Consider the following 12788-nt stretch of genomic DNA (forward strand, 5'->3'; position numbering starts at 1 on the left):
GTGACACAAATGGGAACAGGCCAACGCGAGAGGTTCGCTGTCCAGGGCGCGCTGGGCGCCGGTGCCGCCGCGTCCAGCGCCAGGGACGCCGCGAGCGCTGCCATCGAACATTTTTCGCCAGCCTGACAAGCCGCGCCGTACTTTCACAACACCACTTTGTGAGCAACTTTCGATTGCACAACCATCTTTGTAAATCTAAAGCTACATCTCTCTAACGATACAACCTAAGGGAGATCACAAAATGAACGAGATGGTTTCGACACGAAATATCACGGACCAGGCCCAGGCGGTCCAAACCCAGTCAGCGACCTACACCTGGTATCTCAATGCATATCAGCTGCACGGCAATCTCTGGCTGTCGTGGCAGACCACCGCGCCGTTCCGCGCCCAGCAGGGACAAATCATGGTCTATTCGAGCCAGTTTTTCCCGTCCAATCCCCAGGATAACGTCAAGACATGGCAGTGGGATAACATCAGCTCGAACGGATGGGATACCGGTCTGCCCTGGGGAAGCGGCTGGTATTGCGCGTGGAATGCGCAGCGCAGTCCGAACGGACCTTACACCTACGTGGTGCAACTCGTGACCCACTAGCACCGCCGGCGTCGGCTGTTCGTCCGTCAACGCGCCGATGGTTTCGGACCGCGATACTCGGCACGGATAATTTTCAGCAACAATTGTGACGCGGCGCTGAGAAAGCCGCCATGCCGCGTCACTGCGACGACCTCATGACTGGCGGTGAGATTGCCGACGCGGATCGTCGCGATCGTCGAGGCGCGCAATTCCTCCGCCGCATTGCTTTGCGACAGCAGCGCGATCCCGAGCCCGGCCTCGACCAGCCGCTTCTGGGCCGTGAGGCTGTCGACCGGCGTCCAGTCGACCTCGCCGAGCCCGCTGGTCAGGAACAGGGCGAACACGTGCGAGGCGGTGATCTCGCGGCGTCCCGGCACCTCGGGAAACGCGATCCAGCGCTCATCCCTGAGGTCCGCGAGCTTGCCGATCCTGCGTCCGGCCAGCGGATGGTCCGGCGCGCAGACCACCTGGAGCGGCTCGGCGAACAGCACCTCGCAATCGAGATCGCGTGAACGGTCGCGGTCGTAGCGCAGCCCGATCGTCGCCTCGCCGCGCCGGATCAGATCGCTGACCTCGGCGCTGGTCGCCGTGCGCAGCGTCAGCGCGACATCCGGATGCCGGCGGGCAAAGCGCTTCAGCACTTTCGACAGCCGCTCGCCGGCCAGCGTGCCCGTCACCGCCAGCGCGACCGGTCCGGAATTGTCGCGCAGCAACGCCCGCACCGCGTTCTCGGCATCCTGCGCCGCGGCCACCGCGCGCTCGGCATAGGGCACCATCACCCGCCCGGCATCGCTGAGCCGGGTCTTGCCGGCGATCCGCTCGAACAGCGGCACGCCGAGCTCCTGCTCGAGCAGCGCGATGCGCCTTGAGATCGCCGGCTGCGAGCGATGCAGCGCCTTCGCGGCATTGGAGATCCCGCCGCGCCGATGCACCACCAGGAACGTGTTAAGCGCGTCGCTGTCCATCGTCGACCTCATGCAAAAAGCTGATGATATCGAGAGAAATAACAAATTTGTCTGATGTGCGAAACCGCATCAGGGGCCCGGCGCCTTCATCATTCCCAATCCATGGGACGCCGGATCGGCGAAGCTGCTCGCGGCGATGGGTTTCGAGGCGCTCGCGACCACGAGCCTCGGCCTTGCCAACACGCTGGGACAATCGACCGTCGGCCTCGACGCCATCATCGAGAATTGCCGCGTGATCGCCGAGGCCACCGACCTGCCGGTCAACGCCGACCTCGAGAATTGCGGCGCTGACATGCCGAAGCTCGCGGCCGAGGCAATCCGGTTCGCCGCGGAAGCCGGCGCAGTCGGCGGCTCGATCGAGGACTCGACCGGCAATCCCGAGCATCCGATCTACGATTTCTCGCTCGCGGTCGAGCGGGTGCAGGCCGCGGTCGAGGCCGCGCGCGCCCTGCCCTTCCCGTTCACGCTGACGGCGCGGGCGGAGAACTTCCTCTGGGGACGCAAGGACCTCGACGACACGATCAAGCGGCTGCAGGCCTTCGAGGCTGCGGGTGCGGACGTGCTGTATTCACCCGGCCTCTACGACATCGACACCATCAAGACCGTGGTGTCATCGGTGAACAAGCCGTTCAACCTGGTGATGGGCTTTGCCGACCCGACCCTGACGGTCGCGCAGCTCTCCGCAGCCGGCGTCAAGCGCATCAGCGTCGGCGGCGCCATGCAGCGCCACGCGCTGGCCGCGTTCCTGCGCTGTGCCCGCGAGATGAAGGATCAGGGCTCCTTCACCTTCGTGCGCGACATGGCGCCAGTGAAGGAGGTGCGCGACATGTTCACGGCTGGTCAGGGACGCTCCTAGAGTCTGACTCAAAAAGCGATCAATGAAATCAGGCTCTTTCGTTTAGCTCCGTCATGCCCGGCCTTGTGCCGGGCATCCACGTCTTTGCTCCAACCACGCAAGAAAGACGTGGATGGCCGGGAGCCCGGCCATGACCAGAGGAGATGCATTTCTCAATCCGCGCAGCGAAATTTGAATCTTCCCCGACGGGTGCGTGAACAACTTCACGCAACCTTGGTGAATCGGGCGTACAAGGCTACGCTCGCACGCCACCGATCAATCCATTCGCATCCATCCCCGCGCCCGTCGACCAATTGCACCGATGATGAGAAGCGGCGCCTCGTCGCCATGGAGGATTCCCGTAATGAAGACCTGGCTGTTTTCCTTCCACAAGACCGTCGGAAACCATCCGCAGTTCTATTCAAATGTCTTCAACGGTCAGGCCTGGAGCGGCGACGTCCTGGTGCCGGGCAACGAGGGGATCAGCAACACGCCGGCGGCGGTCGTCTTCAACTCCAATTTGTATTTGTTCTATCCGCGCTTCCAGGCCCTCTACTACAAGGTCTATGACGGCGAGGTGTGGACGGCCGAGGCCCTGGTGCCGAACATGGCCGGCGTGGGCGCTGGACTCGCCGCCGCCGTGTATGACGGCCTGATCTATCTGATCTACTCGAATCCCGGCAGCACCAACCTGATGTACAAGACGTACGACGGCACCACCTTCGGGCCGGAGATCAACGCCTCCGGAACCAACCACCTCATCTCCGTCGCCTACCAGAACGTGGATACGCCTGCGGCGCTCGTGCTCGGCGACACGCTCTACGTGTTCGGCCGCGGTCCCGGCGCCGACGAACCCGGCAACATGAACCGCTTCTGGTATGCGACCTTCGACCGCAGCACCTGGCGAAGCAATCCGGTTGCCGGTACGGAAGGCCTCAGCAACGGGCCGGGTGCCGCCTTGTGCAAGAACCTCATCTATCTGTTCTTCAACGACCCCACCGGCCTGTTCTTTTTCAAGAAGTTCGACGGCTCGTCCTGGGGAGCAGACCTCCAGGTCCCCGACACGCCGGGCAATTTCGGCAATGCCGCGCCGGTCGTGTTCAATCAGACATTGTACATCCTGCACCAGGGACCCAACGGCCAGTATTTGTACAAGACCACCGACGGCGAGGACAACTGGACGAGCGATGCGGCCGTGCCGAATAGCGCGGGCATGAGCTGCGGGCCGGCCGCCGTGACGTTTTCGCTCTGATGCGAGTGGCGAGTGGCGAATAGTGAGTTCCATTCGCTACTCACTATTCGCCATTCGCTCTCTCACTCCTCCTTGAAGCCGTATTCCGGCACGTTGCCGCTGGCGCCGTAATATTTGTACGGCAGGAACTTGCCTGACATCGTGATCTTGACCCGGTCGCCCTTCGGATTGGCGACGCGCTCCATCGCCATGTCGAAGTCGATCGCCGACATGATGCCGTCGCCGAACTCCTCCTCGATCAGCGCCTTCCACGCCGGGCCGTTGACCATCACCATCTCGTAGAAGCGGTAGATCAGCGGATCGGTCGGCGGCATCGGCGTGCCGGTGCCGCGCATCGGCACCTCGTTGAGCATCGCGGTCTCGGCCTTCGACAGGCCGAACAACTCGGCGGCATTGGCGGCCTGTGGCTTCGTCAATTTCATCTGGCCGAGGATCGCGCCGACGATCAGGACCTCGGAATAGCCGCCGATCTTCTCGCAGATGTGCTTCCAGCTCCAGCCCTTCTCGCGCTTGATGTCGAGCAGCTTCTCGGTGAGGTCTTCGCGTTTCATCTCTTGGTCTCCCTCTGTTCAAATCATTATGCCCGGGCATAAGCGCGGAGCGCGTCTTCATCGAACGTGTCCAGGGCATCCACGTCTTTGGTTGGCTCAGGCAGACGTGGATGGCCGGGACAAGCCCGGCCATGACGCCTGTGGATTTGGTTCGGCTCCGGCCGCAAGCGCCAATTCCGGCAAGCCCGGCCGCACCGTCGGCACGTGGCGCGGATCGTGACCGGTCACCTCAGCCGCAAAGCTCTTGCTGCGGCTGACCAGGAAATCGACGATATGGTTGCGCAGCGCATAATAATAGGGGTGGCGGTGCAAATCGATGCGGCCGCGTTCCTTCGGCAGCGGGTTCTCGACGATCTCGGCCAGCACCGCGCCGGGACCATTGGTCATCAGAAAGATCTTGTCGGCGAGGAAGATCGCCTCGTCCACGTCATGGGTGATCATGAAGGTGGTCTGCCCGGTCTCCAGGCAGATGCGCCGCACCTCGTCCTGCAGCGTGCCGCGGGTCAGCGCATCCAGCGCCGAGAACGGCTCGTCCATCAGCATGATCTTCGGCGTGATCGACAGCGCCCGTGCGATGCCGACGCGCTGCTTCATGCCGCCGGACAGCTCGGAGGGATGCTTGTGTTCAGAGCCGGTCAGCCCGACCAGATCGATGAATTTCTGCGCGTGGGCCTTCACCTGGGCACGGTCCCATTTGCGCCATTTCGAGCTGACGGCATAGGCGACATTGCCTGATACGGTGCGCCACGGCAGCAGCGCATGGCTCTGGAAGATCACTGCGCGGTCGAGGCTGGTGCCTTCGATGCCCTGCCCGTCGACGATGACCGTCCCCTCGCTCGGCTCGTCGAGGCCGGCGAGGATGTTCAGCACCGTGGTCTTGCCGCAGCCGGAATGGCCGATCACGCAGCCGAACTCGCCGCGTGCCATCGACAGCCAGAAATTCTCGAACACCGTGGTGGTGCCGCCGCCCGCGCCGGGATAGCGCCGCGCGATGCCTTCGATGGAGATGAACTTGTCGGTCATCCGCACTGGCTCCGCGAACGGGCTGCGCTCCCTCGCCCCGCTCTTCGCGGGGAGAGGGTCGGGGTGAGGGGCTCCCTCGGCGAGGACGGTGACAGTTGGACTCGCGGAGAGTCCCCCTCACCCGGATCGCATCTAACGATGCGATCCGACCTCTCCCCGCACGCGGGGCGAGGTACGCATGTGGCACCGTTCGTGAATATCATCATCACCTACTCCGGAAACGTCACCATGCGCGTGAAGCGCGCCAGCACCTGGTCGAGCAGCATGCCGACGAGGCCGATCAGGAGGATCGCGATGATCACGTTGGTGATCGACAGATTATTCCACTCGTTCCAGACGAAATAGCCGATGCCGGTGCCGCCGACCAGCATCTCGGCGGCGACGATCACGAGCCAGGCGATGCCGATCGAAATCCGCATGCCGGTCAGGATCGTCGGCGCCGCCGCCGGCAGGATCACCGTGAAGGCGCGCCTGACGGTGCCGACCTCCAGCGTCCGCGCCACGTTGATCCACTCCTTGCGCACGCTGGCAACGCCGAACGCGGTGTTCAACAGCATCGGCCACACCGAGCAGATGAAAATGACGAAGATCGCCGAGATCGACGAATCCTTGATGGTGTAGAGCGCGAGCGGCATCCAGGCCAGCGGCGAGATCGGCTTCAGCACCTGGATGAACGGATCGAGTGCCTTGCTGATCAAGGGCGACATGCCGATCATGAAGCCGAGCGGGATCGCGACGATGACCGCGATGAGATAGCCGAGCCCGACGCGCCCGATCGAATAGGCGAGCTGGATGCCGAGCCCCTTGTCGTTCGGCCCGTTGTCGTAGAACGGCCGCTTCAGGTGCTCCCACAGCTTTGCGCCGACATCGAGCGGCCCTGGCATCGCCGACTTGCCCTGGGTTGCGGTCAGCCCCATCAGTTTTGCATACTCGGGGCTCATATTGGCCGTCGCCCCCGTGCTGCGGGTCGCGAGATGCCAGGCGCCGAGAAAGGCAGCGAGCAATGCGATGGAGACGATCGCGGCGCGAAGGCGGAGCGACAACGTCATTTGGCGAGCTCCCTCAACCCGTCGTCCCGGCGAAGGCCGGGACCCATACGCCGCGCTCTCGCGATGAGGCACGCGGGGAGACGTCTTGCGCAACAACCCACGGTCGTGGTTATGGGTCCCGGCCCCGTGCGCAACCGCGCACTAGGCCGGGACGACGTGGAGAGAGCTTCTCCTCTCACGACGACTTCCTGATCTTGAAGCTCGCCAGATAATCGTCTGGCTTGGCCGGATCGAAGCTCTTGCCCATCACCGAGAACGACTTGTACGAGGTGGCGGGTGGCGCGAGCCCCATCTCGGCCATCACCTTTTTGGTGTCGGTCGCGAGATAGACCTGCTCGGCAACCGCCTTGTAGTCGACGTCGCCCTTGATCTGGCCCCAGCGCTTCATCTGCGTCAGCATCCACACCGCAAAGGACTGCCAGGGGAACGGATCGAAATCGACGCGCTTCGGATCGGTCTTCACGCCGCCGAGGCCGTCGGCGTAGGTGCCGGTCAGCACCTGCTCCAGTACCGTCACCGGCGCATTGATGTAATTGGCCGGCGCGATCGCCTCCGCGATCTGCTTGCGGTTCTCCGCCTTCGCCGCAAAACCGGTGGCATCGATGATCGCGCGGGTCAGCGCCGTGAAGGAATTCGGCGCCGTCGTGATGAATTCGCGACTGGCGGCAAAGCTGCAGCAGGGATGGCCGTCCCAGATCTCCTTGGAGAGAATGTGCAGGAATCCGACGCCGTCATAGATCGCGCGCTGGCAGATATTGTCGGGCGCAAGGAAGCCGTCGATGTTGTCGGCGCGCAGATTGGCGACCATCTCCGGCGGCGGCACCGAGCGGAGCTGCACGTCGGTATCCGGATCGAGCCCGTGCTCGGCGAGATAATAGCGCAGCAGATAATTGTGCATGGAGTAGTCGAACGGGATGGCGAACTTCATGCCCTTCCAGTCCTTCGGATCGCGCTTGTCCTTGTGCTTGATGGCAAGCGTGATGCCCTGCCCGTTGATGTTCTCGATCGCGGGCACGGTGAAGGGTATAGCGTTGGCGCCCAGGCCCAGCGAGATCGCGATCGGCATCGGCGCCAGCATGTGGGCGGCGTCGTATTCCTTGTTGATGGTCTTGTCGCGGATCACGGCCCAGCCGGCGGTCTTCACCACCTCGACGTTGAGGCCCTGCTTGGCATAGAAGCCGAGCGGCGCCGCCATGATGATCGGGGTCGCGCAGGTGATCGGGATGAAGCCGACCTTGAGGTCCTTCTTCTCCGGCGGACCGGCATCGGCGAACGCTTCCGTCGCCGTCTTCAGCGGGAAGAATTGCGACAGCGCGGCAAGCGCGGTCGCAGCGCCAACCGACTTCAGGAAGGCGCGGCGCGCGATATCCTGCGGAAACACCGCCCGCATCACAGCCGACGCGACGATGCTTTCGTAACGCTTCTCTTCGCTGACGTCCGCCACCGGCTCGCAGCGCAGCGTACGCGCGGCGTGCTCGGCCGCGGTGCGATGCAGCCCGCAGGCGCAGCCAGATCGCACCAGCGCGCGGTCGGCATCGAAGGGATCATCTGACGTGGACATGCTGCGCCCCATTGTCGCACCGAACCACGGAGACCGCCGCGATCCGGTTCATTGTTCGGCGTCCGGCCGCGTTTTGCGCCGCCGGACGCCAACAAACATGCAGGTTCTATGCCGCCTTGCCTGTTACGACGGCAGCGGTCGGCAAGCCTTCATCGATCGGCAGCGACGGGTCGCGCGACCACTCGTTCCAGGAGCCGAAGTACATCCGCACGTCCTTCACGCCGGCGTTCTTCAGCGCCAGGAAGGTGTTCGAGGCGCGCGCGCCCTTGAAGCAGTAGAGATACACCGGCGTGGTCTGCGAGATGCCGACGGTGGCGCACTCCGCGAGAATCTCGTCCTTCGACTTGAAGCGCGGCCCCTCGCCGGTCGGCTTCATCATGCGGTACCATTCCAGCCAGACGGCGCCGGGGATGCGGCCCTTGCGCGGGCAAAAATCCTTGCCGTAGGGCGAGGAGCTGTCGCCGATCCACTCGTCGACATCGCGCACGTCGAGGATCGCGATCCCGGGCTTGTCGAGCGCCGCCAGCATCGCCTTGGCATCGATCATGATGTCGCCGGCCTCCGGCACGATCGCGAAGGAAGTCTTCACCGGCACCGTCACGTCGGTCGTGACCGGCAGGTCGGCCGCCTTCCAGGCATCGAAGCCGCCATGCAGCACCTTGATCCTGGGATAGCCGAGCATCGTCAGCAGATAATAGCCGCGGCAGGACTGGCCGAAGCCGGAGTTCATCGACTGCTCGTAGATCACGGCGGTTTCCTTGCCGGAGAGACCGGCTGCGCCGAACGCATCGGCGAATTTGGTCTTCAGCTCGTGGATGCCTTCCGGCGTCGAGGTCGCAAGGAACGTGAAGATGTCATGCACATTGACGGCGCCGGGCAGATGCCCCGCCGCAAAGGCATCCGGATTCCGCGTGTCGATGATGACACACGGCTCTTTGGTGATGAGCCCGGCAAGTTCGCCGGCGGTGATCAGAACGTCCGTCATGGCAGCCTCTCCTGTTGCGTGGTTGCAGTTGTGGTGGTCCCGAACTCTCTCTCACCCGTCCGCCAGCATCTTGCGCAGCTGCTTGGTGGCGGGCGTGACGATGGCGACGAAATAGGCTTCGCGCAGCCTGCGCTGGGCGCGGTGGCTCATCAGATAGCCGCGCGCGCCGCAATGAAGCATCGCGGCATGCGCGACCGCGACGCTGGCGTCGCCGATCCGCAAGCGCAGCGCAACGACACGGCGCCAGTAGCTGTCGTCGGCATTGTAGGGATCGTGCGCCAGCGTCATCGCCTCCTTCTCGAACTCGGCATAGAGCTCGCGGAATTGCACCGGCTGCTGCGGCAGATAGCGGTTGACGTGACCGAGCGGCGCGTGGACCTCGTCCATGATGTTGATGCAGTCCTTCATCAGGCCGAGGCCCATGCCGGCCTGCAGCAGGATGAATCCGGCGCGGATCTTCTTCACGAACGGCGCGGCCGGCTCGGCCAGGATCAGATCATCAGGCACGAACACATCGCGGAACTGGACGCCATAGGTGCCGGTGCCGTCCATCGCCAGGAACGGCTTGCACGGCGTCAGCGTGATCGCGGGGTCCGAGCAGTCGGCGAGGAACATGACGGTGGTGCCCTCCTCGTCCTCGCGCTCGAAGATCGTGCCGAAGTAATGGTCGGGGCCGAGATTCGACACCCAGGGCAGCGCGCCGCGCACGATGTAGCCGCCATCGACCTTGCGACCCCTGAGCTTCAGCCGCTCGATGCCGAAGAAGCTCTTCATCGGGTTGGAGAGGCCGGTGCCGCCGAGCGCGCGCCCGCTGGAGAAGCAGTTGCCGAAGCGCGCAGCGAGCTTCATGTTGGTGGAATTGGCGACGTACCAGACCAGCGTGTTCTGGCACCAGGCCATGAAGGCGGTGGCGCCGCAGACCTCGCCGAGCGCGGCCATCGACTGGATCGCCCAGCGCAAATCGGCGGGGCCTTCCTGCGGCACATGGCTGCTCCACGCCCCGACCTTGCCGAGCCGGCGCAGGAAATCGCCGGGATAGACCGAGCCGGCATCGATCGCCGATGCAAGCGGTGCCAGCTCCTGACGGGCGAGGCGCGCGACCTCGTCCGTAATGGTCGGTGCGGGATCTTGAGCTGCGACCCGCGATAAAGCCAGTGAACCCATGGATGGTCTCCGCACCTGGAATTGCCGGTCGAGCGCTACGCGCTGACCTCGAGATTGACGGGACGGGTGAAGGTGTTGGCGACCGGCGACCACTTCTTCACATGTGTCACCAGCGCGTCGATCTCGGCCTGCGGGACGCCCTCGCATTCCATGTCGACCTTGACGCGGACGTCGGTGAAGCCGACCGGCTTCTCGCTGACGTCGCCGGTGCCCCACACCGCGGTGATGTTGAGATCGCCCTCGAGCTCGAGCTCGAGCTTGTTGACGGTCCAGCCGCGATGCACGGCGTTGGCATGCAGGCCGACCGCAAGGCAGGAGCCGAGCGCGGCGAGCGAGGCCTCGGAGGGATTCGGCGCGGTGTCGTCACCGAGCAGCCCCGGCGGCTCGTCGACGATGTAGGGCGCGAGGTTGCGGATGTAGTTGGCGTGACGGAACTTGCCCTCGGCCACCGTCTTGCATTTCAAGGTCTTGATCACCTTCGGGTTGGCCTTGCCGTTGGCAATCAGCTGCTCGAGCCCGCCTCTGTCGATCGGCGCGAGGCAGCCGGTCAGTGCGGTTTTTTGAGCGACAGCGGTCATCAGTTTTCTCCCTGGGAGCGATGGATTGAGTCAGGATACCGAACGGTCTGTTTTCAGCACGAAGCGTGCCAGTCCGCCGCCAAATCAAAAGCTGAAATCGCGCAGACGCTTAGCTCTGCCTGCCTGCGGATTGATCAGGGTGCGGCTGCTCAAACGCGGTGCATCTGCCGTGCTGCCGCGATTATTTTCAGCGCAGGACCGCGCAGATGCCGCCCCCGTGAAGATGCGGCTTGATGATTTTGCCGCGCTCCGATTTACTGCCGCGCATGGCCAAATCGCTCACGAAGAAAAAACCTGCCGCCGCGTTCGCCGCCGGCGACGATGAATCCGCGCGCGGGCGCCTGCTCAACGCGGCGACGCATCTGTTCTGCAAGAACGGCATCAACGCCACCGGCATCGATGCGATCATCGACGAGGCCGGCACCGCCAAGACCACGCTCTACAAATTGTTCGGCTCGAAGACCAACCTCGTGCACGCGGTGCTGGAGAGCGAGGGCAAGCAGTGGCGCGAATGGTTCATCGGCGCGATCGAGGCCGGCGGCGGCGATCCGCAGACCAAGCTGTCGCGGATCTTCCCTGCGCTGAAGGTCTGGTTCGCCGAGGAGCGGTTCTATGGCTGCCCCTTCATCAATGCGGTCGCCGAGCACGACAAGGACGCAAAGCAGTTCCGCAACATCGCGCTGAAGCACAAGAAGGTGGTGCTGGCGCATATCGAAAAGCTCGCCGCCGAGATGGGCGCGGCCGAGCCGGCCGTGCTCGCGCATCAGCTCGCGCTGTTGATCGACGGCGCCATCGTCGCCGCGATGGTGTCGTGTGATCCCGGTGTCGCCGACACCGCCGGCCTCGCCGCGGGCAATCTGTTCGCGCCGGCCAAGGTGAAGAAGCCGAAGCGCGCCGGCGGCGCGGCCGAGCAGTTGGTCGCCGTCTAGCGCGACACCGGCAAGGACTCTTCCGTGAAAACCGTCGTTCTGCACTCCATGACGGAATTGGGTAATGCCTCAGTATCCAGTTCGGTCTTGGCCGGCGGGCGTGCATAGGGCCAATTCTGCATAGAATGGCCGTCATTTTTACTTATCGGCGCATCCTCCCTTTGCGCCCAGCCATGCGACTGGTTAATGCTTAGCGGTAAGCTTCGCAAGGGATGGAAAATGGTCGGCTTGTTCAGGGGTATGTGGCGGCTGATGACAGGTGAAGTCATCAATGACGTCGATGTAACAATCCATAATGGACAAACGAAAGTCACTCTCGCTTTGAGACGGGCAAAGGATGGCGCCCTTTTCGTTTCTCTCAAGCAAGCGTCCGCTGGAAATACACAATGGGTCTATTTCGAGCCAAATGAGTTTGAACAGTTCGTTGCAGCCGTTGGGACCATCCAAGACTCATTGGCGTCCGAAGCGCGTTGAAATTTCAAACTGAGACGCGACCCGGAATTGTGCCGATACCTCGGTCTCCACTTGGAATGGCGCAATGTCACGAAGGCGACTGGAGAGAGTCTGGCGCGCTGTTATGGCTTTACCGATGGCCAGCGCGCTATTTGCGACGTCCTGCAGGGCAGACGAATTCAGGCCGACCAGGGAACGGTTGACCGTGTCGAGCGACATGACTCCGGTCGATATCGAAGTCGCCGGATCGCCGAGCTTGGTGCCCCAATTCCACCAGCTCATTCCCGGGCTCGTCGTGCGATTTCGGCTGGAGCGCGCTTATGTCAATCTTTGGGCACAACGCGAGGCCGGCTTTGAGATACTCAACATCGGCGTCGACTTGGAGACGGCATCGCCAATATCATTGTTCGAGACCGTGCTCCTCGGGCCTCGATTCGGCAGAGATATTCCCGGCATTCCCAAACTTCCGCCGGAGGAGTTGCGTCGCCGCAACATACGGCTCAGCATTCATAGCAATTGCCGCTCCGAGCCTATGTGGAAGTCCAGCGAGGTACTTGCCCGCTGTCGAGGCAAGCCTGTCGAGAATGCTATGTGGGTCTACGAACGGAAGACAGACTGTCCCGGGCTGGGCTCACAACGATCCGGTAAAATCGGACAGCTGCAAGACGGACTATTGATCAAGATCGAATGTGACGAGGCTCTTCCGCGCTCATGGGCGCGATGCAAGACGAACTTTCCGTTTGCAGGCTTTATGGTCGACTTGAACTTCGACCGCGACTTGCTCCCGCGTTGGCAAGAGGTTGTCAGCTTCTCGATCAAGGTCCTTAAGTCGAAGCAATACCAGGCAGTCGAATCGCGTTGAGCGAAACACC

Annotated in this window: 14 protein-coding genes and 1 pseudogene; 7 read left to right on the forward strand and 8 right to left on the reverse strand. The window is 63.1% G+C overall.

Annotation, left to right across the window (positions count from 1 at the left end):
• Window positions 1-241 precede the first annotated feature (241 nt).
• Window positions 242-592, forward strand: coding sequence for a hypothetical protein (locus tag HAP48_RS46310; protein WP_175612280.1), 351 nt, complete (start codon window positions 242-244; stop codon window positions 590-592).
• Between the two features lie 26 nt (window positions 593-618).
• On the opposite strand, the gene HAP48_RS46315 is transcribed toward HAP48_RS46310, so the two are convergent.
• Window positions 619-1536, reverse strand: a complete 918-nt coding sequence (locus HAP48_RS46315; RefSeq protein WP_166206999.1) for a LysR family transcriptional regulator — start codon at window positions 1534-1536, stop codon at window positions 619-621.
• 67 nt (window positions 1537-1603) lie between these two features.
• Here HAP48_RS46315 and HAP48_RS46320 point away from each other — a divergent pair.
• Together HAP48_RS46320 and HAP48_RS46325 are read left to right on the forward strand one after the other, a co-directional pair.
• Window positions 1604-2392: pseudogene (locus HAP48_RS46320) on the forward strand (isocitrate lyase/PEP mutase family protein); the annotation flags it as partial.
• Window positions 2393-2735: 343 nt separating this feature from the next.
• Window positions 2736-3623 carry a hypothetical protein gene (locus HAP48_RS46325; protein WP_166207002.1) on the forward strand — a complete coding sequence of 296 codons (888 nt, stop codon included), beginning with the start codon at window positions 2736-2738 and terminating at the stop codon, window positions 3621-3623.
• A 62-nt stretch (window positions 3624-3685) separates the two neighbouring features.
• On the opposite strand, the gene cynS is transcribed toward HAP48_RS46325, so the two are convergent.
• The 7 genes from cynS to HAP48_RS46360 form a co-directional block, all read right to left on the reverse strand.
• On the reverse strand, window positions 3686-4174 hold the full coding sequence (gene cynS, locus HAP48_RS46330; RefSeq protein WP_166207005.1) for a cyanase: 489 nt from the start codon (window positions 4172-4174) through the stop codon (window positions 3686-3688).
• Window positions 4175-4270: 96 nt separating this feature from the next.
• Window positions 4271-5197 carry an ABC transporter ATP-binding protein gene (locus tag HAP48_RS46335; RefSeq protein ID WP_166207008.1) on the reverse strand — a complete coding sequence of 309 codons (927 nt, stop codon included), beginning with the start codon at window positions 5195-5197 and terminating at the stop codon, window positions 4271-4273.
• 209 nt (window positions 5198-5406) lie between these two features.
• Window positions 5407-6246: a nitrate ABC transporter permease gene (gene ntrB, locus HAP48_RS46340; RefSeq protein WP_166207013.1), complete on the reverse strand. Its 840-nt coding sequence runs from the start codon at window positions 6244-6246 to the stop codon at window positions 5407-5409.
• Window positions 6247-6421: 175 nt separating this feature from the next.
• The gene (locus HAP48_RS46345; protein ID WP_166207016.1) at window positions 6422-7807 is read right to left on the reverse strand and encodes a CmpA/NrtA family ABC transporter substrate-binding protein; all 1386 of its coding nucleotides are present in this window, start codon (window positions 7805-7807) and stop codon (window positions 6422-6424) included.
• Between the two features lie 106 nt (window positions 7808-7913).
• Window positions 7914-8792, reverse strand: coding sequence for a sulfurtransferase (locus HAP48_RS46350; protein WP_166207019.1), 879 nt, complete (start codon window positions 8790-8792; stop codon window positions 7914-7916).
• 51 nt (window positions 8793-8843) lie between these two features.
• A complete protein-coding gene (locus tag HAP48_RS46355; protein ID WP_166207023.1) occupies window positions 8844-9956 on the reverse strand; it encodes an acyl-CoA dehydrogenase family protein in 1113 nt (370 codons plus the stop codon).
• A gap of 35 nt (window positions 9957-9991) precedes the next feature.
• Window positions 9992-10534: an OsmC family protein gene (locus HAP48_RS46360; protein ID WP_166207026.1), complete on the reverse strand. Its 543-nt coding sequence runs from the start codon at window positions 10532-10534 to the stop codon at window positions 9992-9994.
• Between the two features lie 25 nt (window positions 10535-10559).
• Between HAP48_RS46360 and HAP48_RS46365 the strand changes: the two genes are divergently transcribed.
• From HAP48_RS46365 to HAP48_RS46380, 4 genes are all read left to right on the forward strand, one after another.
• Window positions 10560-10859, forward strand: coding sequence for a hypothetical protein (locus HAP48_RS46365; RefSeq protein WP_166207028.1), 300 nt, complete (start codon window positions 10560-10562; stop codon window positions 10857-10859).
• Window positions 10801-11463: a TetR/AcrR family transcriptional regulator gene (locus HAP48_RS46370; RefSeq protein ID WP_166207031.1), complete on the forward strand. Its 663-nt coding sequence runs from the start codon at window positions 10801-10803 to the stop codon at window positions 11461-11463. Before HAP48_RS46365 ends, HAP48_RS46370 begins: the two co-directional genes overlap by 59 nt.
• A 219-nt stretch (window positions 11464-11682) precedes the next feature.
• Complete coding sequence (locus tag HAP48_RS46375; protein ID WP_166207034.1) at window positions 11683-11937, forward strand: hypothetical protein; 255 nt, start codon at window positions 11683-11685, stop codon at window positions 11935-11937.
• A 184-nt stretch (window positions 11938-12121) separates the two neighbouring features.
• Window positions 12122-12778: a hypothetical protein gene (locus HAP48_RS46380; protein ID WP_166207037.1), complete on the forward strand. Its 657-nt coding sequence runs from the start codon at window positions 12122-12124 to the stop codon at window positions 12776-12778.
• Window positions 12779-12788: the final 10 nt, after the last annotated feature.

Source organism: Bradyrhizobium septentrionale, from assembly GCF_011516645.4.
Taxonomy (GTDB): domain Bacteria; phylum Pseudomonadota; class Alphaproteobacteria; order Rhizobiales; family Xanthobacteraceae; genus Bradyrhizobium; species Bradyrhizobium septentrionale.